Consider the following 25,883-nt stretch of genomic DNA (forward strand, 5'->3'; position numbering starts at 1 on the left):
TCACTCATTTTGTAGGTTCGCAGGATTTTTTTTTCAGCTTGTGCATAACGTTGTTGTATATGGTTTGTTGCGTGTTTTAAGTAACTAATTTAGTAAATAATTACCGACCAAGAAAGTCCGCGAGGACTTTCGTAAGTAAGCGAGAAGCCAGCAATAAATTATATACGGTGTTAGCCATAGTTATTTTTTGCAATGTTTATCTATTTCCGACTGTAAAAAATTCAAGGTTTTTGTTCTCAATTTTTCAGCTTTAACTTTATTAATTAAATAAAACTCTGAATTGTCTATATTTCTTCCATTTGACTTTCTATTCAGCCATTCCATTAAATCATATTTACTTTTAGACTTATTAATTGAACGTTCTGTAAATCCAATATTCTTACGATTATTCAAAATTTTAGATTGAATTTCGTAGTCGATTTTCTCAATGTTATTTAAACCACTAAATTCTTTAGCTGAAATTATATGTTCAAAATCCCAAGTTCCTCCTGGAATTAATGATTTTCCAGTATAAGTATCAGTGTGATAATTATTAGTTTCTTTGTATAATATTTTTTTTATTTCAGAGAATCCTTTCTCAAAAACATCTCGACGATATTCCATTATGTTAATTCACTTTTATCGTAAAATTCTACATCAAAACTCCATTTCCTTTGATAATTAAAATTACTGTTAGCTTTGAATAATTCTAAAACATTAATATCAAGACCGATGCTCAAGTTTATATCTTCAGTGTACTTTTCAGTTAATTGATTTCCTTCAATACGAGCCTCTATAGTAGATTTTACAGCTGGAATATCAAATATTAATAGTTTATCTTTTTTAGCTCTTTCTGGGTCAAATATTCCTTTACCAAATGTTTTTTCTCTTAATATTTCTTTTGTGTACTTTGATGTAGCATTAGCTTCAACTTTACCTTTTTTTCCACCAGCATCTGCATTAATTGTGGTGAGGTCGTGTATTTTAATGCTTTTAGCACCAAGTGCTTCGTAAGCTCTAATCGTCTCTTCTAAAATTAAAGATTGTATTAAACTATTTGAATTATTTAAAGGGATTAATTGACTTTCATCTTTTGGATGTGCTATGTAAATACCTTCATTAAATTTACCTAATTTTCCTCCAAAGTGAAAAAGGCTTTTAGGCATATCATCTCGTTCTAATATATGTAAAGTTGCACCTCCTTTTGATTTCATTAAAATTTCAAAGGATTTATTTTTAGAAGGCAATTCGTCTAAAAGCCCATATGAATATTCATCTTCTAAATCGTAATCATTTTTAAGTCCTGTATTAGGAATAATAATAGTTTTGTTTTCTGATTTTATTGATTTTTGAAAAACTATTTTTCCTTTATTTTTATTTTTTATAAATTTCTCATAAACCTTTTTTCCTATTAAAGTAGGAAGCCCAATTATCGGAATACTATAAATAGCAATATCAAGAATTGTATCGCGTTTAAGCTGTTTGTTTAATTCCTTTAATTGAGCTTCGTTTAATTTTTTTCTGCCATATATTCCAGATTTATGTTCATCCTTTATTCTATTTACTATTGCGTAGTATTTCATTCTATACTGTATGTTTTTTTTAATTATGGCTAACGTTGATGTATAAGCTTTGTTGCGTTGTTTAAGGAGTGAATTTAGTAAATAAAACACGAACGGCGAAATTCCGGAGGAATTTCCCAAGTGAGCTAAAACCAGCAATAAAGTTTATACGGTGTTACCCAACGTTTTTTATTCAATTCTTATTTCTTTATAAATTCCATTTATTGAGTTGTTATATTTTTCTTTCAGGAATTTATCTACTAATTCATTATAACAAATCATTTCAGATTGAATGATACAACCCATTCCGAAAGTTTCAATTTTATATTTATCGTCTAATATTTTTGCCAATTCTGTATCATAACCAATTCCGAAAAAGAAATACTTTATTTCTCCTTTTTTTAAGTCACTTGCAAATCGAGTTTCCATTTCTTTACAAGTTTTTAATTCATAATATTCAGAAAGAATTTTATTCGTTTTATTCATTTGATATTTATAAAATCCAACGTAAGAATTTATTACTAATGAAATAAAAACCAATCCAATAGTAATATTTTTAATTTTCCTACTTTCTTTAGCTATTAAATAAATAATAAATCCGATAATTCCAATTACTATTAAAATGGCAGAAATATTCAGTAATAAGTTGAAGTTATTAATATTCCTAACATCGGAATTCGAAAACAATAAATATATTCCTAAAGAAGAAATAATTGAAATTATTATTGATGTTTTGAGTTTCATTTTCTATGTTGGGTAACGTTGTTGTATAAGCTTTGTTGCGTTGATTAAGCAGTGAATTTACTAAATAAAACACGAACGGCGAAATTCCGGAGGAATTTCCCAAGTGAGCCAAAACCAGCAATAAAGTTTATACGGTGTTGGCAGCAGGTTTTTTCTTTCAACATTATTGGCATTCAATAACCTCTAACCATATTACAGGATATTTTAAAATAGAATCATTTTTTCTTTCATAAATATAAACCTGTTTATATACCTCAGAATTTTCTAAAATCTTTAGTTTTCCATTTTTTTCAGATTTCTTTATGTTTTCATCTATTAATTTGTTCCTATAAATAATTATTTCAGAAAGAGAGTTTATAATTAAATTTTCAATTTCATTTTTTTCCACGTTTATTAATTCAGAGTTTTTATTATACTCAAAATAATTTCCATTAAAATAGAAAGTCGTATTTCCGTTTTTCTCAATTATTTTTCGATTATTTTTACTTATAATTTCATTGTTCAAGTTGAATGATAAATTCGCGATTTTTGTCTTTTGTGAATAACTATTTACCGAATAAGTTAGAAGAATATAAAGTAAAAATTTCATAATTAAATTTTGATTAGTGCGTGAGGTTTTTTTGACTTGCTGCCAACGTTGTTGTATAAGCTTTGTTGCGTCGTTAAGCAGTAAATTTACTAAATAATTACTGACAAAGAAAGTCCGCGAGGACTTTCGTAAGTAAGCGATTACTAGCAATAAAGTTTATACGGTGTTACCCAACGTAATTATTCCCTTAACTTCTTACTTTCAATTCGTTCCTTTGCATTTAAAATAGCTTGATGTAACCTTTTTTCTAACTGTTTTTTAGGCAAAACTTCTGTCAAGTATTCAGCGACCATAATTCCATCTTTATGCGTTTGTAATAATTCAATATGTTCTTTACTTGCTTCTGAACATAAAATTATTCCTATTGGTGATTTCTCGTCTTTTTGTTTTTCGTGTTTTTCTAACCATTTTAAGTACAATTCCATTTGTCCTTTGTATTTGGCTTTAAATTTGTCAATTTTCAATTCAATTGCTACTAATCTTTGTAGCTTTCTGTTGTAGAAAAGCAAGTCTAAATAATGGTCATCTCCGTCAATTATCATTCTTTTCTGTCGCTCAACAAATGTAAATCCATTTCCTAATTCTAAAAGAAATAATTCAAGTTCTTTAAGAATTGCATTTTCCAAATCATTTTCTAAAAAGTCGCTTTTTAAATCAAGAAAGTCCAGCAAATATGGGTCTTTAAAAACTCCTTTTTCTATGATATTACTTTCCTGAATTTGAATATCTGCATTTTCAGTTCTTTCGTAAACTTTTTTAGAAATTTGTTTTCTTAATTCTCTAACACTGATTAAATTCTCAAAAACTATTTTTGAATAGAATTCACGTTGTTCTTCTGTTTTTAGAGGAATTAATACCAGAAAATGTGACCAAGATAAATGTCGTGACAGTGTAACGACATTTTCAGAATTAGGGAATTGTTCATAAAATTGAACCATTCTCCTAACATTCTTTTCTTTAAAACTTTCTCCAAAATTTAAAGTCAATTCTCGTGACAATGAAACGAGAATCTGTTTTCCATATTCAGCTCTATTATTTTCTAAAATATCGGATTGAATTCGTTTTCCAATTTGCCAAAACATAATAGTTAAAGAACTATTTGCTTGAATAGTAACTTGAGTTTTGGTCTTTTCTACTATTGAAATTAAGTCTTCAAGTATGTTTTCGTAATTAGATTCGTCTGTCAACATTATTTTGATTTTCTACAATTCAAAGATAATATTAAAATTTGATTGATTTTTCTGAAGTTCGTTTTTTATGTTGGGTAACGGCTTATATTAAATCAAATGTATTGATTTTTACTTAAATATCCCGGGATAATAAAACATTTCCCTTGTCTTTATCGGACTTATTTAATTTCTGTAAAGCAATGTCCAAAGGGTTCTGAATTTCCATTAAATCCTTTCTTCTTACATGTGTATAGATCATCGTAGTTTCTGGTTTTGCATGTCCCAACAAAGATTGAATATACCTAATGTCAACACCATTTTCTAATAAATGAGTTGCATAACTATGTCTTAAAGTATGAGGAGTTACTGTCTTTTTGATTCTAGCTCTCGCACAACTTTTTCTTAAAAATTGTCGCACACTTTCTGTGCTATATTTTCCTCCGTTTTGTCCTTCTACAAAATAGATCTTTGGTTTGTAAGAATAGTAATAATTAGATAATAGAGGTAAAAAACTATCTGCTAAACTAACGTATCTGTCTTTTCTACCTTTTCCATTTTTTACTATCAGTTGTTTTCTTTCAATATGAAAATCTACCAATTCTAAATTTGTAAGTTCACTAATTCGTAATCCGCAAGAATAAATTAATGCTAAAATTGCTCGGTGTTTTAAGTTTTGTGTACACCTTATTATCTCTAAAACTTCCTCTTGTGATAAAACACTAGGTAACTTTCTAGATTTCTTAGGTCTTTCTAATACAAGATCATTAATTTTGGTTTGTGGACAAAAAATAATAAAAATCTTTAAGGCACTTATAAACTGTCTTTGAGAGCTAATTGAATAATCTCGTTCTATAAAAACTTTTTCAATAAAAAGTTCAACACTTCTATTGGTAAGTTCATCTAAAGGAATTTTTGTGTGGAAATTTACAAAATCAGCAATAAAAAAAGTATAAGTCTGTATGGTGCTTTTACTATACCTTTTCCCTTTTAAAAAAAGATAAAAGGTGTTTAATAGTTTTTTCTCACTTTCAGTTAAGTCTCTTTTAAAAAGGATTTTTTTATTTATTTTAGAAGTATCAACTTCAGTAATACCTTTAAAAAGAGTGGTGATTTTCTTTAAATTTTCTGGTGTGTTTTTTAAATACCAAGCGGTTAAATTTTGACTCCAATAAGTATCTTTAATAGACTTAACAAGAGTAACTAACTTTTTATCATAGGTAAATCTAACCAAAAGATGATCTTCCTTTCTATGATTCTTTTGTTCCAGATAAATAGTTGGTAGTTTTTCCAAAATTCTTTTTCAGTTTATAGCACTCTAAATATAATGAAAAAAAACAGTATCAACTTGTTTATTTTCAATCAATTATAGTGAAACTGAATTTTAGGAAGCAAAAGAACCATTTAAAAGTGTTAGAAATTTATAAATTATTTATTCCTCATCAAAAGTAGCAGTTGGGCAAAATAATAAATCTGTAGGGTTGTCAATTTCATATAAATACTCATATCCTTTAGATTCTTTTCTACAAAAAGGCTCTAAAAGTCTTGCCATATTTGTAAACCCTTCTAAAGTTAAAATACAGAAAAAAGTCTCATTATCTTCTGTCAATATTCCTTCATCAGTTTTAAATAATCCAAAAATTAAATTACAATTACGTGGTGTTATAAAATCTACAGCTGCCAGATTTAATTTTTGCTTTTTATTGATAACTGTATCTACAATTAGTTCTCTAAAAAGGATTGCTTCTGCTTTGTCAAAATTGTATAAACGGACAATATTCTGATCGTGACCATCTATGTTTTCAATATAATCTAATTCCATTTCTTGTGGTAAACTTGTTTTTAGCTTTAATACTTGGTGTCTATAATTTTTAAAATCTAATGCGCTTGTAACCAGTTTTCTCCAATTCCAACTTCAACATCTAAAGGAACGCTCATTTTAAAAGCATTTTCCATTTCGTATTTTATAATAGGTCTAATAATTTCTAACTCGTCTTTATGCGCGTCAAAAACCAATTCATCATGTACTTGCAATAACATTTTAGATTTAAAACCTTCCTTCTCAAAACGGTTATGAATGTTAATCATCGCTAATTTTATAATATCTGCAGCAGAACCTTGAATAGGAGCATTTACAGCATTTCTTTCTGCGCCACTTCTAACCATAGCATTTCTAGAATTGATGTCTTTTAAATACCTACGTCTGTTTAAAACCGTTTCTACATAACCATGTTCTCTAGCAAAATCTACCTGTGCAGACATATATGCTTTTAACTTCGGATACGTTTCGTAATACGTATCAATTAGCTCTTTTGCATCACTTCTAGACAAATCTGTTTGATTACTTAATCCGAAGGCAGAAACACCATATACAATTCCAAAATTAACTGTTTTTGCATTACTACGTTGTTCACGCGTAACTTCATCTAAAGGAACATTAAAAACTTTTGCAGCGGTAGAAGCATGAATATCTTCACCGTTTTTAAAAGCTTCCATCATGTTTTCTTCTTCACTTAAAGCAGCAATAATTCTTAATTCTATTTGAGAATAATCTGCAGCTAATAAAACGTAATTTTCATCTCTTGGTATAAAAGATTTTCTAACTTCTTTACCACGTTCTGTTCTAATAGGGATATTTTGTAAATTCGGGTTGTTAGAACTCAATCTTCCCGTAGCAGCAACTGCTTGCATGTATTCCGTATGAATTCTTCCTGTTTTAGGATTCACTTCATTTGGCAGCGCATCTACATACGTGCTTTGTAATTTTTTATACTGACGATATTCTTGAATATCTCTAATAATTTTATGGTCTTTTGCTAAGAAGGATAAAATATCTTCACCTGTTTTATACTGACCCGTTTTTGTCTTTTTAGGTTTATCTACCAACTTCATGTTTTCAAACAATACAATACCTAATTGTTTTGGCGATGCAATATTAAATTCTTCGCCTGCTTGCTCATAAATATTTTTTTCAAGTCTATTGATGTCATCTGTTAAGGCGACAGATAATTCTTTTAAGAAATCGATATTGATGTTAATTCCCTCAATTTCCATGGCAGTTAAAACAGAAACCAACGGCAATTCTATATCATTAAAAAGACTAGAAACATTTCCGCTTTCTAATTCGCTTGTAAAAAGTTGTTTTAATTGAAATGTAATATCTGCATCTTCAACTGCATATTCTGTTTGATCTGCAATAGGAACAACACGCATAGAAAGTTGATTTTTTCCTTTTTTACCAATTAAATCTACAATAGAAACTGGTTGGTAATTTAAATACGTTTCTGCCAACATATCCATATTATGACGCATATCTGGATTAATCAAATAATGCGCAATCATGGTATCGAATAATTTACCTTTTACAGGCATTTCATAATTAGACAACACCTTAATATCATACTTTAAATTATGCCCAATTTTTTCAATTCCTTCGGATGTAAAAAATGGACGAAACTCTTCTAAAATTGCTTTGGTTTCTTCTTGATCTTCCGGAAAAGAAACATAATATCCTTTACCAATTTCATAAGAAAAAGCAATACCAATTAACTCCACTTCCAAGGCTCTTAAACCTGTAGTTTCAGTATCAAAACAAACAGAAGTTTGCTCCATTAATTTTTTTAATAATAATTTTCTAGCAAAAGGAGCATCTATATGTTGATAAAAATGACTCGTATCTTTAATTGTTTTAAAACCAGATGCAATTGCTTCTTCAGAAACAGATCCAGTTCCTGGTGCCGCAAATAAATCAAACTGACCTTCAGGAAGTGGAGCTGCTTTTTTGCTTTGCAACGGACTTGAGTCCGTTGTGTTTTTATTATCTTCTACAGAATTTGCTTTTTCTGCATTTTCAACGGCAAAAGTTCGTAAGAAATTAGTTAATAAATTTCTAAACTCTAACTCGTTAAAAAGTTCCGTTACCTTGTCTTTATCTGGCTGATCTAATTCAAAATCTTTTGCATTAAAAGTTACAGGAACATCTAACATAATTGTTGCCAATTGTTTAGAAAGTATACCTAATTCTCCGTTAGCTTCAATTTTCTCTTTCATTTTTCCTTTTAGCTCATGTGTATTGGCTAAAAGATTTTCCATAGAACCATAAGTTGCTAAAAACTTTTTGGCAGTTTTTTCTCCAACACCAGGTAACCCTGGAATATTATCTGCAGAATCTCCCATCATTCCTAAAAAATCGATGACTTGCTCTGGGTTTTCTACACCAAATTTTTCTTTTACTTCATCAACTCCCCAAATATCGTAACCACCACCAAAACGAGGTTTGTACATAAAAATATTTTCAGAAACTAGTTGTGCAAAATCTTTATCTGGCGTTACCATATATGTTTTGTAACCTTCTTTTTCTGCTTGTTTAGCTAAAGTTCCAATAACATCATCTGCCTCAAAACCAGCTTTTACCATTATTGGTATGTGCATGGCTTTTAAAATTTCTTGAATATATGGAACCGCTAACTTAATAGCTTCCGGAGTTTCATCTCTATTTGCTTTGTAAGCTTCAAACATTTCTACCCTGTCTACACTTCCGCCTTTGTCAAAACAAACCGCTAAATGATCTGGTCTTTCACGTTTTATAACATCTAAAAGAGAATTCATAAAACCCATAATAGCAGAGGTATCTAAACCTTTACTATTAATTCTTGGGTTTTTTATAAAAGCATAATATCCTCTAAAAATTAATGCAAAAGCATCCACTAAAAAAACTCTTTTTTGATCTGACATATCTATTTTGTAATCTATTTTAATAATAGTTCTTATAACAATAACTGAAAAATAAGGGGTTATATAAGCAGCAGTAAAGCTACAAAACTTTAACATCCTATTAAAATTCCACCGACAATATAACTGTTATCTTTGACGAAATTTTTTAAAATAAAATTTCTTTTATGAAAATAGCAATTAGACTAATTATTTTGTTTGCCATTATTATGTTGTTAGAGGTGTATGCTTTTCAGGCAATAAAAACAATTACTAAAAATAAAATTTTTCGTTACTCTTGGGTTTTAATAAGTGTAATAGCATATATAAATTTCTTTTATGTATCAATTACCTACGATAGAACTGAAGGTCAAACTCCACAGTTTCAAATGGCAATGGGTATAATGTTAACGGTCTTAATACCAAAATTAGTCATCTTAATAATAATGTTTGGTGAAGATGCATATCGCTGGGTTTTAAAATTGTTTTCTGCCGTTTCAAACGGAGAAACAAATGAACTTGCAGGTAGAAGAAAGTTTATTTCTCAAATTGCTTTAGGTTTGGCAGCAATTCCATTTGCAGCATTTATCTACGGAATTATTCAAGGGAAATACAATTACAAAGTTTTAAAATACCAATTAAGTTTTAAAGATCTACCAGATACTTTCGATGGATATACCATTACTCAAATTTCAGATATTCATTCTGGGAGTTTTACAAACAGAGAAAAAATACAATATGGTGTAGATTTAATAAATCAACAAAAATCGGACGTAATACTATTTACGGGTGATATTGTGAATAATAAATCGGACGAAATGGATAATTGGATGGATGTTTTTGATAAATTAGAAGCAAAAGACGGTAAGTATTCTATTCTTGGTAATCACGATTATGGAGATTATATAGATTGGGATAAGCCACAAGACAAAATAGATAACTTTCAAAAAGTAAAAGACATTCATAAAAAAATTGGATTCGATTTGTTGTGTAATGAAAATAGATATTTAGAAAAAGACGGGCAAAAAATTGCATTAGTTGGTGTAGAAAACTGGGGGAAAGGTGGTTTTCAGAAAAAGGGAGATTTACAAAAAGCATCGGTAAACATTAAAAAAGAAGATTTTAAAATATTAATGAGTCACGATCCAAGTCATTGGGAACATAAAGTAAAAGAAGACCCTTTTAATTATCAACTTACCTTAAGTGGGCATACACATGGCTTGCAGGTGGGTATAGAAATTCCGGGTTGGTTAAAATGGAGTCCTTCTCAGTTTGTCTATAAACAATGGGCAGGTTTGTATGAAGAAGCAGGTAGATTTATTAATGTAAACAGAGGTTTTGGATACCATGCATTTCCGGGTAGAGTTGGTATTTGGCCAGAAATTACGGTGATAGAATTGAAGAAAGCCTGATAATCAGTTAGTTTAAAAACTTTTTTATATCTTTGCACTTTGTAACAAAAATTGTTTGCAGATTATCCCTCATTTAAAACTTATACTATGACTAGATTTGGGGAGTTAATAAATACTGAAAAACCTGTTTTAATTAACTTTTATACAGACAGAAATGATTCTGACACTGCAGTAAGTACCTTAAGGTATGTTGTTGCAGCTATAGGAAGCAAGGCAAAGGTAATTAAGATAGATGTTGCTAATAACGAAAATCTTGCAGATGCTTTACTCATTAAAGGAGGCTCAACTTTTATGATTTATAAAAATGGCGAAATGAAATGGCGTCAAGCAGGTTTACAAGACTCAAAAACTTTAGTAGGTTTAGTACTAAAATATCTTTAATTTTTTTAGAAGCTATTTCCTGTTTCCACTTCTCGCTTTTTTATTCTAAAAAAGAGCTCAAACAATGAGCCTGTCTTGAGCTTGTAGAAAGGTTCTATGAGGGTTAGAATTTGTTTGTTAACTTTTTGTCATTGCGAGGTACGAAGCAATCTCTAATTTATGAAGAGCAAGGCATTATTTCTTCATAAAATTACAAACAAAATTGATTACATTCAGTTTTGCTATTCTTACTGTTATAAGATTTCTTAACCGCTAAAAAGCTCATTTCGAAATGACATTTGGTCGTTTTTATATTGCTTTAAAAACAAACCCTTTATCAGAAAAATGCTGCAACACTTTTGGTAAGGCATATTTGATTCTTTCAGCTGCTTTTACGCTATCATGAAAAACAATAATACTTCCTGATCCCGTGTTTTTTAAAACATTCTCTAAACACTTTTCATTAGAAATAGAGGTATCAAAATCTGCAGATAAAACACTCCACATAATAATTTGGTAGCCTTTTTTAATCAATTCTTGTGCTTGTAATTTTTTAACCTTACCGTATGGGGGTCTAAATAGTTTTGCTTTATCCTGCAAGGTTTCTATAACCTTGTAGGTGTCTTTAGATGTTTCTGCGGTATTTAAATGTACACGGTTCTTAAAAACTTGCAGGTTGTTTTCGCATTCTAAAACATTATCAATATAAGTTGTATTACCAGTTTTCCAACCATTTAAATGGTTTTGGGTATGGTTACCAATGCTATGTCCATCAGTAATAATTTTACTAAAAATTTCTGGGTGATTTTGTATGTTTTTTCCAATACAAAAAAAAGTTGCTTTTGCTTGGTATTTTTTTAATTCGGCTAAAACAAATTGGGTAATTTCAGGCGTAGGTCCGTCATCAAAAGTGAGAAAAATTTCTTTTTTATCAGAAAGAAAACGCCACGTATATTTAGAGAAAAATCTCATAATAAAACGTGGCGTTCTGGGGAAATAACTTTTCATTTAAAAGGTGTTATTCTTCATCCGGAATTAGATGATCAAATAGTTTTACAATATTTATAAATTCATTTTGTAATGCCTCTAAATATTCTTTATCAACTTCGCCTTCTTCTGTTTGTGTAATAATGTTTCTGTACATGTAAAGAGTAGTATCTATGTCGTCAAAAATTAATTGAGTATCTTCTGTAGAAAATGTGCTTAACCAAATTAATTTTTCTTTAAATAAGTCTATCAATGTTCTAGCTGTTTCTCTTGCCTTTTTAGTGTCTCTTAATCTATAATAAGACTCTGGGTACCCCATAGATAGGCTATAATGATCAAAGTCTTCAATTGGCATTTTATCTAATGACAAGTCTAAGAGTTCTAATGCTTTTGCGGTATCTCCTTCTTTCTCAAAAGCTTCAGATAAACGCAATAAGCTATTACGCATAGAAATTGAATTTCTTTTGGTTTGTTCGTCTAAATAAATTTTTCCGTCGTTAATGTTTCTCCAATCCCATTTCTGAATATTGGTGTACATCTTTTCGGTGTCAATTCTACCCATATCAAGTGGGCTCTTTTTAGCCATCGGAGTTTTAATAGGTACTAATTTATAGGCCAAACCATCTAACTGTAAGTAATCTTTTAACCAAAGGTATTCTTCTGCGGCATTTGCACCACCTGTAAAGTAAATTGGTCTTTCCCAATTGTTATTGGCAAGAATATCTAACATTAAAATTCTATTCTTAAATAAAGCTCTATCATCAATAGTTATGTCTATGTAAGGCAGAATCTTATCAGCATCTTTTTGGGCTACAATTCCGTTTTCTAATACTTTTTGTTTGTTAACAGGAATTCTAATTTTATTAGTAGGATAATACTTTTCTTTCTGACCATTTTCTGTTTCTACATAAGTTGCATCACTATCTGAAGCAATCCAACGCATAAAGTTTTTAATAGTCATAATAGAATCTTTAAAACGCGGATGATCCATAGAATAGGCAACATCTAAAGTTCCGTATTTATACTGATCGTGTTCTAATTGAGACGGAATAGGAGCTGCTTTATAAGTAGCTCGTTTCATTTGGTCTATATACCAAGCAGTCGCAAATAAAGAAGTGTTTACTAATTTTACATCTGTTCTAATGCCTTCTACTTCTTGCATATACCAAAGCGGGAAGGTATCATTATCTCCAATGGTAAACATAATTGCGTTCTCATCACAACTTTCTAAATATGCTTGTGCATTTAAGTGCGTTGTATATCTGTTAGAACGATCATGATCATCCCAATTTTGAGCAGCCATTAAAGTTGGCACTGCTAAAAGGGAAACTAAAGAAACTGCTATTGCAATTGTTTTTTTATTTCCAAAATTCTTTAGATATTCATATAGTGCAAGTACACCAAAGCCAATCCAGATAGCAAAAATGTAAAAACTACCCACAACCGCATAATCTCTTTCTCTGGGTTCAAAAGGTTTTGGATTTGTGTAAAAAATTATAGCAAACCCTGTAAAGGCAAAGAATAAAAGGAGTGTAAAGAAATTTTCTTTATCCCATTTAATTTGATATAATAAACCAATAATACCTAAGATTAACGGTAAAAAGTAGTATTTATTTCTTCCTTTATTTTCTAAAACCTGAGAAGGTAAGTTCTTTTGAGAACCTAATCTCATTTCATCTATTGTATTAATTCCGCTAATCCAGTTTCCGTTAAAAACATCTAAGTTTCCTTGAATATCGTTTTGTCTACCAACAAAATTCCACATAAAATATCGTCCGTACATATAGCCAAACTGATAGCTCATCATAAACTTCATATTCTCTGCAAATGTAGGTTTACGTTTACTGTTTTGTGGAATACCTGCAATAGATTTATACATTTTTTCTGAAGCAGGGTTTACCATTCTTGGTATAAAACCTTTGTGTTTGTCAGACCAGTTTGGTACAACGCCTTCGTAGTTATTTACAATCTCGTATTTTCCATTTAATTTCTCATATTTTGGCTTATCATCCTTGTAAGGGTTCTTAGCATCTTGTTCTCTGTCGTAAGAGTTTGAGTAATAAGTGTCGTAAAAAACATTTGCATCACCATATTGTTCACGATCGTAATATGCTAATAATTCACGTGCACTAGAAGGGTTGTTCTCGTTAATAGTAGTGTTGGCGTTTGCTCTAATTGGTAACATCATCCAAGAAGAAAAACCTATCATAATAAACATTACAGAAAGAACTAGTGTATTTGCATGAATTTTATTTTTCTTACGAGTATATTTTAACCCTAGGTAAAATAAAACAACTAAAATAATCGCTGCAATAATACTTCCAGAGTTATAAGGCATTCCTATGGTATTTATAAAAAATAACTCAGAAGCACTAAAGAATTTTAATGTAAACGGAAATAAGAATTTAAAAACAAACATTAAAGCAAGTACAGAAATTACGGTTGCAATTGCAGTTGTTTTTATGTTGATGTTTTTATACGTCTTAAAGAAATACAGCATTACAATTGCAGGAATAACTAATAAAGAAAGAATATGTACCCCAAAAGATAACCCTACCACAAAACTGATAAGAATTAACCATTTGTTTCCTCTAGCTGTGTGTAGTTCGCTTTCCCACTTTAAACCTAACCAGAATAATAAAGCCATTAAAAAAGATGACATTGCGTATACTTCTCCTTCTACAGCACTAAACCAAAAACTATCTGAAAAAGTATAGGCTAAAGCACCTACTATTGAACTTCCTAAAATTGCAATGTATTTTCCTTCGGAAGCTTCACTTGTTTTTAAAGCAAGTTTTAGTGCTAAATTAGAAATTGTCCAAAACATAAATAAAATAGTGAAAGCACTTGCCAGTGCAGACATAAAGTTTACCATTTTAGCAATATGAGTAACATCTGAAGTAAACATGGCAAAAAATGCCCCTAACATTTGAAATAAAGGTGCTCCTGGCGGATGACCAACTTCTAATTTAACGGATGTAGAAATGTATTCTCCACAATCCCAAGCGCTTACTGTTGGTTCTAGTGTAAGGTAGTAAGTAATTAAAGCAATTACAAATGTAGCCCATCCTAAGATGATGTTCCATTTTTTAAATTTTGCTGATGTCATAGTTGTTTAATAATGTGTGGCGAATTTACTAATAAATATGAATTAAATTAGTTGAGTCTCACTTTTAAAAGGAGAAATTTCATCATAAATGTTTGTTAAATGTAAAAAAAATTAAAAAATGTTTGCAGGTTCTAAATAAAGGTTTAAATTTGCACCCGCATTAGAGTATTGGCCTATGGTGTAATTGGTAACACACCGGTTTTTGGTACCGACATTCAAGGTTCGAGTCCTTGTAGGCCAACTGCAAACCCTTTTAATCATTTGATTAAAAGGGTTTTCTTTTTTTACACGTTTTTTGTGTTGATCCTTGTTATTGTGTTTGTACGATTCTTTATTTTCAACTCTAACCAGAGTGATTTCATTTTTAAGTTTAAATTTTCGTTTTTAAAAGCGTAATAAGCTAAAAAAGCACATGGTTTAGGTTTTAAAATCAGTAAAAAAGAGTTTTTATTTTTATTGAGTGCTACAAAAATTTTAGCAGTGTGATTTGCTATTGAATTTTAAGTTTGTGTATTGCCAAAATTAGGTCTAGGCATAATTTTTTAGTATTCAGATATCGCTTAGAATTTGTAATTGAAGAATTCTAAATATCTTTTTTTTATTTTAGCAAGCAATTAGTTTCTGTAACATACCTGCATGTTCAAAACCACCTTCTCAGAAAAGTTAAAAATATTTTACTGGAAGGATTAAAATAAGAGCGCATTGCAAATAAAATTGAAATATTATGGTTTTAAAGTTTGTGTAAATATTTGGTTTAGTATTTTTGGGTTTTTAAACTAATTCCTATCTATTGTAAGAGGTAATCTAAGCTTTCTTTTTATTAATAGGGCAATTTGCATATTCTATAATACATCATGCACGTTTTTTGTTATTAACTTATGGGGTTTAAAAGTATTTTTATTACTTGATAAAAGGCTTAGGATTTATACACTGTGTTAGGCCATTTTTTTTAACTTAAAACAAGAAGGTTTGTATTATTTAGGATTAGACATTGGGAGTTCTTCTATAAAAGCGGCTTTGGTAGAAGTAGAAACGGGAAAAAGTTTAGGAGTTGTACAAGAGCCTAAAGAAGAGATGGGCATGTTTGCTCAAAAAAATGGTTGGGCAGAGCAAAAACCAAACGATTGGTGGCTGCACATTTGCAACGCAATTACCAAGCTAAAAAAAGAATATAATATAAGTAGAACCCAAATTAAAGGTATTGGTATTTCGTATCAAATGCACGGTTTGGTTTTAGTAGATAAAAAAGGAAATCCACTTCGTAAAAGTATTATTTGGTGTGATAGTAGAGCTGTTGAAACAGGTAATACCGCTTTTTCTGAAATTGGAGAAGAAAAATGTGCTTCTCATTTATTAAATTCACCAGCAAATTTTACAGCTTCAAAATTAAAATGGGTTAAAGATAATGAGCCAGATATTTATAATCAGGTTCATAAATTTATGTTGCCAGGAGATTATATTGCTTATAAATTTTCAAACAAAATAAATACCACTATTTCAGGGTTGTCAGAAGGAATTTTTTGGGACTTTAAGAATGATACTATTGCAGATTTTCTTTTAGAACATTATGGAATTGACAAGTCTTTAGTACCAGATATTGTAGATACATTTGGTGTTCAGTCTTTAGTAGATGAAAAAGGAGAACTAGAAAGTGGTCTTGCAGCAGGAACTCCAATTTATTATAGAGCAGGAGATCAACCAAACAACGCGCTATCTTTAAATGTATTTAACCCAGGAGAAGTTGGTGCAACAGGAGGAACATCTGGAGTGGTATATGCTATTACCGATAGTTTATCTGCAAAAGAAAGCTCTAGAGTAAACAATTTTGCACACGTAAATTATCAAAAAGGAGCAGCAGCAAGAATTGGTAAATTGTTGTGTATAAATGGTGCAGGAATTCAGTACCGTTGGTTGTTAAATAATTTAGCCGTAGATTCTTACGAAGAGATGAATAATTTGGCCTCAGAAATTCCTGTAGGTTCAGATGGTGTTTGTTTAATTCCTTTTGGTAATGGAGCAGAGCGTATGCTAAATAACACAGAAATTGGTACTCGTATTGTAAACATGAATTTAAATAACCATCATAAAGGGCACATGTGTAGAGCTGCTTTAGAGGGTATTGCGTTCTCTTTTGTGTACGGTATGGAGATTTTAAAGTCAGACGGAATTAAGCCAAGCGTAATTAGAGCAGGAAATGATAATTTATTCCGTTCAGATATATTTGCAAATACGGTAGCAACTTTAATAGAGCAAGAAATAGAAATATTTAATACAACCGGAGCTATTGGAGCGGCAAGAGCTGCAAATTTACACAAAGGTGATTTTGAGTCTTTTGGAAAAATAATTATGGACAATGATCATGTAATGACCTTTATGCCTTTTAAAGATAAAGAGCCTTATTTAGAGGCTTATAAAAATTGGAAAAAAGAATTAGAACTCGTTTTGAAAAATCAATAAAAAAATATAATTTTGGGCGTTACCTAAAAAGTTAGTGCTTACCAAACATAACCGAATAACATAATAACACGAATAAACAATTAAATAACATTTAAAGATGGCGAATAAGGAATATTTTAAAGGAATTAACAAAATTCAATTCGAAGGTAAAGAGTCAGACAATCCATTAGCATTTAAATACTACAACCCAAACCAAATGGTTGCAGGAAAAACAATGAGTGAATGGTTTAAGTTTTCAATAGCATATTGGCATACATTCTGTGGGCAAGGAGGAGACCCTTTTGGACCAGGAACACAAAACTTTCCTTGGGATCAATCTACAGACCCTATTCAAGCTGCAAAAGACAAAGCAGATGCTGCTTTTGAATTTATCAATAAAATAGGTTTCGATTATTTCTGTTTTCATGATTACGATTTAGTGCAAGAAGCAGGAACTTTTGCAGAATCAGAAAAAAGATTAGATACTATTACAGATTACATTAAAGGTAAGCAAGCAGAAAGTGGCGTAAAATTATTATGGGGAACAGCAAACTGTTTTTCTAATCCACGTTATATGAATGGTGCTGCTACAAATCCAGATTTTAACGTACTTGCAAGAGCAGGTGGGCAAGTAAAATTAGCTTTAGATGCAACTATTAAATTAGGCGGAGAAAATTACGTTTTTTGGGGAGGAAGAGAAGGTTACATGTCTTTATTAAACACAGATATGGGACGTGAAATTGACCACATGGGACAATTCTTAACCGTAGCAAGAGACTATGCAAGAGCACAAGGTTTTAAAGGAACTTTCTTTATTGAGCCAAAACCAATGGAGCCAACAAAACATCAATATGATTTTGATTCTGCAACAGCAATTGGATTCTTAAAAGAGTATGGTTTAGACCAAGATTTTAAATTGAATATTGAGGTAAACCATGCAACGTTAGCACAACACACAATGCAACACGAAATGGCAGTTGCTGCTAAAGCAGGAATGTTAGGAAGTATTGATGCAAACAGAGGAGATTACCAAAACGGTTGGGATACAGATCAATTTCCAAACAACATTCAAGAAGCTACAGAAGCAATGTTAGTGTTAATTGAAGCTGGAGGCTTACAAGGTGGTGGAGTTAATTTTGATGCAAAAATTAGAAGAAACTCTACAGATATGGATGATGTTTTTCATGCACATATTGGTGGAGCAGATACATTTGCTAGAGCATTATTAACTGCAGACAAAATTTTAACTTCTTCTGCTTACAACTCTTTAAGAGAAAAAAGATATAATTCTTTTGATGCAGGAAAAGGAAAAGACTTTGAAGCTGGTAAATTAGATCTTAAAGATTTATACAACATTGCTCATGAAAATGGGGAATTAACATTACAAAGTGGTAAGCAAGAATTGTTTGAGAATATTATCAATCAATATATATAAGAATAAAGAGACCTTTCATATTTAACAATATGAAAGGTTTTTTACTAAAACTCAGTTTTAAAAAAAAAGACTTAAAAAAAACTAACTTCTAGAAAACTATGGTGAAATCAACTAATTCAGGATATCTTATTAAATTAACATTAGTGGCCACTTTAGGCGGTTTACTATTTGGTTATGATACCGGTGTAATTTCAGGAACTGTAGGATCTCTAGATAGTTTTTTTGTAATTCCAAAAGGATTATCAGAAACAGCAGCAAGTGCTTTTAAAGGATTTTTAGTATCAAGTGCATTAATTGGTTGCATTATTGGTGGAATCTTTGGAGGGTTAGTTAGTAAAAAACTAGGAAGAAAAAAAGGGTTAATCTTAGCCGCTATTTTATTTTTAATTTCAGCTTTAGGTTCTGCAATGCCAGAAATGTTTATTGGAACTTTAGGAGAATTAGATCATACATATTCTACAATTTTTATTGTGTATAGAATTATTGGAGGTATTGGAGTAGGTTTAGCATCTATGTTGTCTCCGTTATACATCGCAGAAATTGCTCCTGCAAAAAGTAGAGGTAAATTGGTTTCTTTTAATCAATTAGCCATTGTTGGAGGTTTTATGGTAGTTTATTTTGTAAACTATTTTATTTCTAGGGGTGGTGGTTCTGATGCTTGGTTAAATGAAGTTGGTTGGAGATGGATGTTTGCTTCAGAAGTAATACCTGCGGGCTTATTTTTAGGGCTTTTATTTTTTGTTCCAGACACACCAAGATCTTTAGTATTACGAAACAAACCAACAGAAGCTTTAGATGTTTTAATTAAAGTAAATGGTAAAGAAGAAGGTAATAGAGTTTTTGCAGAAATACAAGATTCTATGAATGAAAAAACATCAGGAAACCTTTTATCTTTTGGTTGGCTAGTAATTATCATTGGAGTTTTACTTTCTATTTTTCAACAATTTGTGGGTATAAACGTAGTATTGTATTACGCTCCAGAAATTTTTAAAACAATTTCAGATGGTACAGATAGTGCCTTGTTAATGACTATTATTGTAGGTGTTGTAAACTTCTTATTTACTATTGTTGCAGTAAAAACAGTAGACAAATACGGTAGAAAACCATTAATGATTATTGGAGCTGCAGGTATGGCAGTAGCTATGGTAAGTTTAGGTTTTGTATTTTATTTAGGTGCAACAGGCTATTTTGCATTGTTTTGTATGATGTTATATGTTGCAAGTTTTGCAATGAGTTGGGGACCGGTAACTTGGGTTTTATTAGCAGAGATTTTTCCAAATAAAATTAGAGGAAAAGCTTTAGCTATTGCTGTTGGAGCACAATGGATTTCTAACTATTTAGTGTCTTTAACATTCCCTATGATGAATGATAATTCTTATTTAACAGGATTGTTTAATCATGGTTTCGCTTATTGGGTATATGGTATTATGAGTGTTTTAGCCATGTTATTTATTATGAAATACATTCCAGAAACAAAAGGGAAAACCTTAGAAGAGATGGAAAAACTTTGGAAAAAGTAATCTTAAAAAAATCAAATTAAAAAAAATAATAATGAATCTCGTTGAGGAGCAGTTTCTCTGTGAGGTGTGTTATAAAAATAGTAAATATGAACAAAAAAATAGACCAACAATCAGCAGATAATATTAGAGCATTATGTGTTGCCATGGTAGAAAAAGCAAATTCAGGACATCCAGGAGGTCCTATGGGAGGTGCAGATTTTATGCACATCTTATATTCAGAATTCTTTAATTTTGATCCTTCAGATATGACTTGGGCATTTAGAGACCGTTTCTTTATGGATGCGGGGCATTTATCAACCTTAATGTATGCACAATATTATCTTTTAGGAAACTATGAGAAAGATGATGTTGCTAACTTTAGACAATGGGGTTCAATTACACCAGGTCACCCAGAAGTAGATGTTGCAAGAGGAATCGAAAATACATCAGGACCTTTAGGTCAAGGACATACTATGGGAGTGGGTGCAGCAATTGCAGCAAACTTTTTAAAAGCTCGTTTTGGAAATTGGATGGATCATAAAATTTATGGTTTTATTTCTGATGGAGGCGTGCAAGAAGAAATATCTCAAGGAGCAGGTAGAATTGCAGGTCATTTAGGCTTAAGTAATTTTATTATGTTCTACGATTCTAATGATATTCAATTATCTACACCAACAGACGAAGTTACTTCTGAAGATACAGAAATGAAGTACAAAGCTTGGGGTTGGAATGTGGTAACTATTGATGGTCATAACCATGATGAAATAAGAAAAGCATTAAAAGATGCAAATGCTGAAACAGAAAAACCAACACTTATTATTGGAAAAACAATAATGGGTAAAGGTTGTGTTACTGCAGATGATAAAACTTTTGAAGGCGAATGTGAATTACATGGACAGCCTATTGGAGCTTCTGGTGCAGATTACACAAAAACCCTATTAAACTTAAATGCAAACCCAGAAAGCCCTTTTGATATTTATGAAGATGTTAGCGCATTTTATCAGAATTTATTAAAAGAAAAAACAGCAAAAGCAGCTGAAAAGAAAACAGAAATTTCTGCATGGAAAAATGCTAATAAAGAACTTTCAGATAAATTAGATTTCTTTTTATCAGGAGAGTTACCAGAATTAGACTTTGAAGGAATTGAGCATAAAGCAGGTTTAGCATCAAGAGCAGCCTCTTCTGGAGTATTAGGATATTTAGCAGAAAAGGTAGAAAACATGATTGTTTCTTCTGCAGATTTATCGAATTCAGATAAAACAGACGGATTCTTAAAGAAAACACACGCACTTAAAAAAGGTGATTTTTCTGGATCATTTTTACAAGCAGGAGTTGCAGAGTTAACGATGTCTTGTATTGCAAACGGAATTGCATTACACGGAGGGATTATTCCTGTAGTAGCAACTTTCTTTGTGTTTTCAGATTATATGAAACCAGCGATTCGTTTAAGTGGTATTCAAGAATTAGGTGTAAAATATGTGTGGACGCATGATGCTTTTAGAGTTGGAGAAGATGGACCAACGCATCAACCAGTAGAGCAAGAAGCACAAATTAGATTGTTAGAAAAATTAAAAAACCATAGTGGAAACCCAAGTTTCATGGCTTTACGTCCTGCAGATTCTGCAGAAACAAGCGTTGCATGGAAAATGGCTTTAGAAAATAAAAACACACCAACAGGTTTAATTTTATCTAGACAAGGAATTAAAGATTTACCAACCAAAGGAGCATCATCAAGATATCAAGAAGCATTAGCTGCTGAAAAAGGTGGTTACTTGGTAAAAGAAGTAGAAAATCCTGATGTAGTATTAGTTGCAAATGGTTCTGAAGTTGCAACCTTAGTAGCAGCAGCAGAAATTTTAGAAGCTAAAAACGGATTGAAAGTAAATATTGCTTCGGTAATTTCTGAAGGAGTTTTTAGATTACAATCTAAAGAATATCAACAAAGTGTAATACCTAAAAACAAACCATTATTTGGTTTAACAGCAGGTTTACCAGTAAACTTAGAAGGTTTGGTTGGAGATGCAGGTAAAGTGTTCGGGTTAGATCATTTTGGGTATTCAGCACCGGCAAACATCTTAGATGATAAATTTGGATTTACAGGAGAAAAAGTAAGTCAACAAGTATTAGAATATTTAAAAACAGTATAAAAATAAACGTATGAAATTTTTTATTGACACAGCAAATCTTAATGATATTGCAGAAGCAGAAGCTTTAGGAGTTTTAGATGGTGTAACTACTAACCCATCTTTAATGGCAAAAGAAGGAATTACAGGAGCAGCAAATATTTTAAACCATTATAAAAAAATCTGTGACATTGTAGAAGGAGATGTTTCTGCAGAAGTAATTGCTACAGATTATGATGGAATGATTGAACAAGGAGAAGAGTTGGCAGCGTTGCACTCTCAAATTGTTGTAAAATTACCAATGATAGCAGATGGTGTAAAGGCGTGTAAATATTTTTCTGATAAAGGAATTAAAACAAATATGACGCTTATTTTTTCTGCAGGACAAGCATTATTAGCTGCTAAAGCAGGAGCTACTTATGTTTCTCCGTTTTTAGGAAGATTAGATGATATTTCTACAGATGGATTAAATTTAATTTCAGAAATGAGATTAATTTATGATAACTACGGATTTAAATCTCAAATTTTAGCAGCATCTGTACGTAATACAATGCATGTTATTAATTGTGCAAAATTAGGTTCTGATGTAATGACTGGACCTTTATCTTCTATTACTGGATTGTTAAAACATCCTTTAACAGATAGTGGATTGGCACAATTTTTAGAAGATTATAAGAAGGGGAATTAGTATTGAGGTTATTGTTATGAAGAAGATAAAAAGGTAAATTCTATTTAGAATTTACCTTTTTTTTTGCAATAATAATTATAGAATTAATCTCATGAATTATAAGATAATTGTACATTTTGCACAATCTATAACACTTCATGCACTTTTTTTGTTATCTATAAATTTAGTTTAAATGTAAATTTATTTTTTTAATAAGTTATATTAACTCAAAATTTAATTTTTAATTTTATGTCAATAACCAAAAGAAGTTTTAGTCTCTATTTTTTACTACTCGTTTTTAATTTTACTTTATTTTCTCAAGGAAAAGTTGAGGGGAAATTAGAAAAATGGAATAAAGTAACCATTCACTTTAATTATAAAGAATTTAGTGAAAATGATAAAGATAATCCCTTCTTAAATTATAGATTAAATGTAACTTTTAAAAATGGAGATGAAGAAATAACAGTTCCTGGTTTTTTTGCTGCAGATGGAAATGCTGCAGAAACAAGTGCTGAAAAAGGTGCTGTTTGGCAGGTGCGTTTTATGCCTAATAAAATTGGAGAATGGACGTACAAAGCTTCTTTTAAAAAAGGAAATGAAATAGCCATAAATGATGATGAAAAAGTTGGAGAATCTATTGGTTTTGATAATGAAACAGGAAGTTTTATAATAAAAAACAGTAAAAATAGAACTGATGGTAGATTAATTAATAAAGACGAACGTTACCTGTATTATTCTGAGTCTAACAAACCCTTTTTAAAAGGTGGTGCAAATAGTCCAGAAAACTTCTTGGCATATTATGAGTTTGATGAAACACCAGCATCTCATAAATATGAACCACATTTTAAGGATTGGAAAAAAGGAGATCCAACTTGGCAAAACGGAAAAGGGAAAAATATTATTGGAGGACTAAATTATTTGGCATCTAAAGGAATGAATTCTGTCTTTTTTTTAACAATGAATGTACAAGGAGATGGAGATGATGTTTGGCCTTGGGCTACTAAAAATGACAGAACTCGTTTTGATACAAGTAAACTAGATCAATGGGAAATTGTCTTTGATCATATGGATAATTTAGGTTTAATGTTACATATTGTTACGCAAGAAACAGAAAACGAATTACTATTAGATATTGGCGAGTTAAAAACGCAACGTAAATTATATTACAGAGAATTAATTGCAAGATTTGCTCATCACTTAGCACTTACGTGGAATTTAGGAGAAGAAAATGGACCTGTTCATTGGTCTCCAAAAGGACAAAATGATGCAGATAGAAAAGCGATGGCTAAGTATGTTAAAACACATGATCCTTATCAGAATTTTGTGGCTTTGCATACACATTCTATTGTAAAAGAACAAGATTTGTTTTTAGAACCTTTATTGGGATATAAGTTTTTAGATGGACCTTCTATGCAAACAAATGACCCAGACTCAATTCATAATATCACTAAAAAATGGATTAATGAATCTCAATTAACCGGAAAAAAATGGATTGTTTCTCAAGATGAAATAGGACCTGCAGATACAGGGGCAAAACCAGATGCAGATGACCCAAACCATAATAATATAAGACATAAAGTTTTATGGGGAAATTTAATGGCTGGAGGAGCAGGAGTAGAATGGTATTTTGGTTATAAATTTGCGCACAATGATTTAAATTGTGAAGATTGGCGATCTAGAGAATTTGTTTGGAACCAAACAAAACACGCATTAGACTTTTTTAATACGTATTTACCTTTTAATAAAATGCATGCTGCAGATGGCTTAACAGATAACCCAGACGATTATGTTTTTGTAGAAAATGATAAAACGTATGCTATTTATTTACCAGAGGTAAAAGAAACAAAAATTAATTTATTTGGTTCAACAAAAAAATACGTTGTAAAATGGTACAACCCAAGAACTGGAGGAGAATTGGTAAATGGTTCTATTAAAAGAATTACAGGTGGAGGAGAAAAATCAATAGGTTTTCCACCTAATAAAGATAAAGATTGGGTTGCACTTATTAAATCTACCAAGAAGGAAGAAGAAGGTTCTCAAGAAATTGAGCAAAAAATAATCAGCTTAAATGCTATTCAAGATTTCAATTTATTAGAAAAGGATGGTTTTGGGTATTACAAGGATTTTCCAAACAACGTATTGGCTATTGAAGCATCCGAAGTAAATAATAGAAACAAATTTGCAACAGCAATTGCTAAATTTAAAGGAGTTACTGGTGTTTATAATTTTACTTTTGTAACTACTGCAGAAAATGATGGAGAATCTGAATATGTAATTAAAATTAATGGTACAGCTTTAGATACTATTAAAAACCCTAGAGTTTCTGAGTCTTTTAAAAGCATTAGACACCAAGTTGATGCTGTTTATTTACATGTAAATGATATTATTGAAATAACCTCTAAAGCGGTTACCAATGGTTTAATTCCAGAAGGAAATGAAACAGCTTGGTCTAGAGGAAGATGGAATTCTATTACTTTTACTCCTAAAGATTATTCGTTACTAAAAATATTAGCAGATACTAAACCTTTTGAAGAAAAAGATGGAATGTTAGAAATTGAAGCAGAAAATTATCACTATAAAAATAATAATAGCACTAAGAGAAATTGGGTTGTAAGATCTTTAGATGATAAAATAAGTGTTGCAAACTATAGTAAATCTGCTAATAAAAATAGTTATATTCAAGCATTACCAGATACAAGGGTTACACATGATGATACTCTTATTTTAGGTGAAAACTTCTTTCCTGTTTCTGGTACAGGAGGTGTTATTTCTTATAAAATAAAAATAAATAATCCAGGAAAATATTATATTTGGGTCAATGCACTCTCTACAGGGACAGAAGATAATGGCGTACATGTTGGTTTTAATGAAAATTGGCAAGAAAGTGGAGCTAGAATACAATGGTGCGATGGTAAAAATGAGTGGACTTGGTCTTCTGCTCAAAGAATGCCCGATAATCATTGTGGTACAGAAAAAACAATTTATTTAAACTTCGAGAAATCAGGTGAATATGTACTGTCTTTTTCGATGAGAGAAGATGGTTTTAAAATGGACCGTTTTATTCTTTCAAAAAATAGTAACTTTAGACCAAATTAAAAATCGCAA

Annotated in this window: 18 protein-coding genes and 1 tRNA gene; 9 read left to right on the forward strand and 10 right to left on the reverse strand. The window is 30.8% G+C overall.

Going from position 1 to position 25,883, the window contains the following annotated elements; genetic code table 11:
- Positions 1 to 180: 180 nt before the first annotated feature.
- The 8 genes from GQS58_RS06180 to polA all read right to left on the reverse strand — a co-directional run bounded on the left by GQS58_RS06180 (position 181) and on the right by polA (position 8,774).
- Positions 181 to 603, reverse strand: a complete 423-nt coding sequence (locus tag GQS58_RS06180) for a hypothetical protein (RefSeq protein WP_166383966.1) — start codon at positions 601 to 603, stop codon at positions 181 to 183.
- Positions 603 to 1,562, reverse strand: coding sequence for a hypothetical protein (locus GQS58_RS06185; protein WP_166383968.1), 960 nt, complete (start codon positions 1,560 to 1,562; stop codon positions 603 to 605). The genes GQS58_RS06180 and GQS58_RS06185 overlap by 1 nt, the downstream gene beginning before the upstream one ends.
- A gap of 168 nt (positions 1,563 to 1,730) precedes the next feature.
- Positions 1,731 to 2,285, reverse strand: coding sequence for a hypothetical protein (locus GQS58_RS06190; RefSeq protein WP_166383970.1), 555 nt, complete (start codon positions 2,283 to 2,285; stop codon positions 1,731 to 1,733).
- Between the two features lie 163 nt (positions 2,286 to 2,448).
- The gene (locus tag GQS58_RS06195) at positions 2,449 to 2,790 is read right to left on the reverse strand and encodes a hypothetical protein (protein WP_166383972.1); all 342 of its coding nucleotides are present in this window, start codon (positions 2,788 to 2,790) and stop codon (positions 2,449 to 2,451) included.
- 263 nt (positions 2,791 to 3,053) lie between these two features.
- Positions 3,054 to 4,064, reverse strand: a complete 1,011-nt coding sequence (locus GQS58_RS06200) for a YhcG family protein (RefSeq protein ID WP_166383974.1) — start codon at positions 4,062 to 4,064, stop codon at positions 3,054 to 3,056.
- A gap of 112 nt (positions 4,065 to 4,176) precedes the next feature.
- Entirely contained in the window at positions 4,177 to 5,334 is a 1,158-nt protein-coding gene (locus GQS58_RS06205; protein ID WP_166383976.1) for a tyrosine-type recombinase/integrase, read from the reverse strand.
- Positions 5,335 to 5,472: 138 nt separating this feature from the next.
- The gene (locus GQS58_RS06210; protein ID WP_166383978.1) at positions 5,473 to 5,862 is read right to left on the reverse strand and encodes a hypothetical protein; all 390 of its coding nucleotides are present in this window, start codon (positions 5,860 to 5,862) and stop codon (positions 5,473 to 5,475) included.
- 56 nt (positions 5,863 to 5,918) lie between these two features.
- Positions 5,919 to 8,774 (reverse strand): DNA polymerase I, encoded by a 2,856-nt coding sequence (gene polA, locus GQS58_RS06215; RefSeq protein ID WP_166383980.1) that lies wholly within the window; start codon positions 8,772 to 8,774, stop codon positions 5,919 to 5,921.
- Positions 8,775 to 8,938: 164 nt separating this feature from the next.
- Here polA and GQS58_RS06220 point away from each other — a divergent pair, with 164 nt between their 5' ends.
- Together GQS58_RS06220 and GQS58_RS06225 are read left to right on the forward strand one after the other, a co-directional pair.
- Positions 8,939 to 10,162, forward strand: a complete 1,224-nt coding sequence (locus GQS58_RS06220; RefSeq protein ID WP_166383982.1) for a metallophosphoesterase — start codon at positions 8,939 to 8,941, stop codon at positions 10,160 to 10,162.
- A gap of 87 nt (positions 10,163 to 10,249) precedes the next feature.
- A complete protein-coding gene (locus GQS58_RS06225) occupies positions 10,250 to 10,543 on the forward strand; it encodes a thioredoxin family protein (RefSeq protein ID WP_166383984.1) in 294 nt (97 codons plus the stop codon).
- Positions 10,544 to 10,831: 288 nt separating this feature from the next.
- Here the strand turns inward: GQS58_RS06225 and GQS58_RS06230 are convergent, their stop codons facing one another.
- Together GQS58_RS06230 and GQS58_RS06235 are read right to left on the reverse strand one after the other, a co-directional pair.
- Positions 10,832 to 11,530 (reverse strand): polysaccharide deacetylase family protein, encoded by a 699-nt coding sequence (locus GQS58_RS06230; protein WP_205860400.1) that lies wholly within the window; start codon positions 11,528 to 11,530, stop codon positions 10,832 to 10,834.
- Positions 11,531 to 11,540: 10 nt separating this feature from the next.
- The gene (locus tag GQS58_RS06235; protein WP_166383986.1) at positions 11,541 to 14,618 is read right to left on the reverse strand and encodes a DUF2723 domain-containing protein; all 3,078 of its coding nucleotides are present in this window, start codon (positions 14,616 to 14,618) and stop codon (positions 11,541 to 11,543) included.
- Positions 14,619 to 14,787: 169 nt separating this feature from the next.
- On the opposite strand from GQS58_RS06235, the gene GQS58_RS06240 reads away from it, so the two are divergent.
- From GQS58_RS06240 to GQS58_RS06270, 7 genes are all read left to right on the forward strand, one after another.
- Positions 14,788 to 14,859: transfer RNA gene (locus GQS58_RS06240), tRNA-Gln, on the forward strand.
- 728 nt (positions 14,860 to 15,587) lie between these two features.
- Positions 15,588 to 17,075 carry a xylulokinase gene (locus GQS58_RS06245; protein ID WP_166383988.1) on the forward strand — a complete coding sequence of 496 codons (1,488 nt, stop codon included), beginning with the start codon at positions 15,588 to 15,590 and terminating at the stop codon, positions 17,073 to 17,075.
- 97 nt (positions 17,076 to 17,172) lie between these two features.
- Positions 17,173 to 18,489 (forward strand): xylose isomerase, encoded by a 1,317-nt coding sequence (xylA, locus tag GQS58_RS06250; protein ID WP_166383990.1) that lies wholly within the window; start codon positions 17,173 to 17,175, stop codon positions 18,487 to 18,489.
- A gap of 98 nt (positions 18,490 to 18,587) precedes the next feature.
- Positions 18,588 to 20,009, forward strand: a complete 1,422-nt coding sequence (gene xylE, locus GQS58_RS06255) for a D-xylose transporter XylE (RefSeq protein WP_205860401.1) — start codon at positions 18,588 to 18,590, stop codon at positions 20,007 to 20,009.
- 86 nt (positions 20,010 to 20,095) lie between these two features.
- On the forward strand, positions 20,096 to 22,135 hold the full coding sequence (locus tag GQS58_RS06260) for a transketolase family protein (protein ID WP_166383993.1): 2,040 nt from the start codon (positions 20,096 to 20,098) through the stop codon (positions 22,133 to 22,135).
- Between the two features lie 10 nt (positions 22,136 to 22,145).
- The gene (gene fsa, locus GQS58_RS06265) at positions 22,146 to 22,799 is read left to right on the forward strand and encodes a fructose-6-phosphate aldolase (protein WP_166383995.1); all 654 of its coding nucleotides are present in this window, start codon (positions 22,146 to 22,148) and stop codon (positions 22,797 to 22,799) included.
- A 228-nt stretch (positions 22,800 to 23,027) separates the two neighbouring features.
- Positions 23,028 to 25,874: a DUF5060 domain-containing protein gene (locus tag GQS58_RS06270; protein ID WP_166383997.1), complete on the forward strand. Its 2,847-nt coding sequence runs from the start codon at positions 23,028 to 23,030 to the stop codon at positions 25,872 to 25,874.
- The last annotated feature ends 9 nt before the right edge of the window (positions 25,875 to 25,883 follow it).

This window comes from Polaribacter sp. 11A2H (genome assembly GCF_011379025.1).
Lineage (GTDB): Bacteria > Bacteroidota > Bacteroidia > Flavobacteriales > Flavobacteriaceae > Polaribacter.